This is a genomic window from Wenyingzhuangia aestuarii (assembly GCF_011927765.1).
GTDB lineage: Bacteria > Bacteroidota > Bacteroidia > Flavobacteriales > Flavobacteriaceae > Wenyingzhuangia > Wenyingzhuangia aestuarii.
Genome location: NZ_JAATJG010000037.1, coordinates 1 through 1,487 on the forward strand (window position 1 = coordinate 1; position 1,487 = coordinate 1,487).

General features: G+C 26.0%; 2 protein-coding genes. One reads left to right on the forward strand and one right to left on the reverse strand.

All coding sequences use genetic code 11. The annotated features are described in order from the left end of the window. Positions 1 to 108 precede the first annotated feature (108 nt). Positions 109 to 1,206, forward strand: a complete 1,098-nt coding sequence (locus tag GGR97_RS15180) for a hypothetical protein (protein ID WP_167899376.1) — start codon at positions 109 to 111, stop codon at positions 1,204 to 1,206. Between the two features lie 25 nt (positions 1,207 to 1,231). Here the strand turns inward: GGR97_RS15180 and GGR97_RS15275 are convergent. Further along, positions 1,232 to 1,487: hypothetical protein (locus tag GGR97_RS15275; RefSeq protein WP_209272399.1), on the reverse strand; the 256-nt coding region annotated here is incomplete at its 5' end.

Below are 1,487 nucleotides of genomic sequence, written 5' to 3' on the forward strand. Positions count from 1 at the left end.
TTCCCTAAGTTCTGTACTTTTAAACTATGTCAAATCAGTACGCTCGAAAAGGCTATGCCCCTTTCTCCCAAACTGATTTTTATACAAAACCGTTGTAGGTAATTAATAATGAAGCAACTACTATTTATAGAAAATGAAACTGATGAAGTTCTTCCGAAAGAATATCATAAAATAAATAATATATGCGCTATTATATACGATCAAATAACTGAAATATTTACTAAAAAAAATTACAAATCTTTACTTGAAACTAAAATTTCATTTGATAAAAATATTCAAAATATTGAACAATTAGAAAATGATGAGATACACATTTTAGATTATTTAAAAGAGAATGGATTAAATAATGAACTTGAAAACATCTTAACAAAACACATTTTATTATCTATCAGTTCTGACTTTGTTAATTTCATATTTGAATCTTTAAATTGTGCAAAAAAATGTAAATCTACTGTTGCGTACGCTCTTCTCAGAAAACCATTTACAGATGAACTATTATTATTAGAACAATTGCTTGTAGATAGGACAGATTTCATTTATAAATTCTTTCATATTGGAGAACCTAAAAATTATGACCCTAGTTTTAAGTATAAAAATGTAGAAATTATAAAAGAGACCATCGAAAAAGCTACATCTAAATTAAAAATGAATTTTTTCTATTCGAAAGATTTCATATACGAATTAAGATATGATAAAACTTTTGTTAATGGAATTAATGGTATTTCTAACAAAGCTCTACATATTGTAACAGACGACTCACATTATAAAACAACTGAACAAAATTTAAATTTTATTTTTTCTAGAAAAAATGACATTATTGAACAATTGAAAAATTACTACTTAACTGTCCCTCATTTACTCTTCTATTCAGCATCAATAATTGATGAAATAGCTTTTAGTTTTATAAAAAAAAATGATACTGAAAACAATTCATTAAGAATTCTTAAACAATTTAAAAGACTCATTGGCTATGTTTTATTTACAGAAGAAAATAAAGTAACTGAAACATCTCAAAACGATGAACTTTTTAAAATACTCTCTGAAAATCTAAATTTTATTTGTGAAAATTGTAATCATACAAACGAGACAAACAGAAATGATTATGAATCATTTTTTTACTCAAATTCAATTACTTGCAAAAAATGTTCTACTGATTTATTAAAATTCGAAAAAAATATAATTGAAATTCAAAAAATATCGAAATAAAACTACCTACAACACCGGCTAAACTTCATGCGGGTTTAGTTCTAACTTCAAAGTTTTGTGTATATTTACTAAGTCGCCAAATCTTGTTGATTTGGCTTTGTGAAACCAAAGAAACAAAACCAAACAAAAAGCTTCGGCTTAGTCCGTGTTCGAAAATCTTGTCGATTTTCAAGCCCGCACAAAGCCTAGCCAAAACCGTTGGCAAATATTTTCGAGCGAGATTTTTTGAAATATTTTTTTTGTAAATTTGCTGTATGAGTAAAAAAGAAGACATACAAAAT

Coding starts and splice junctions, on each gene's coding strand:
- GGR97_RS15180 (WP_167899376.1), top strand. CDS start 109: ATGAAGCAACTACTATTTATAGAAAATGAAACTGATGAAGTTCTTCCG.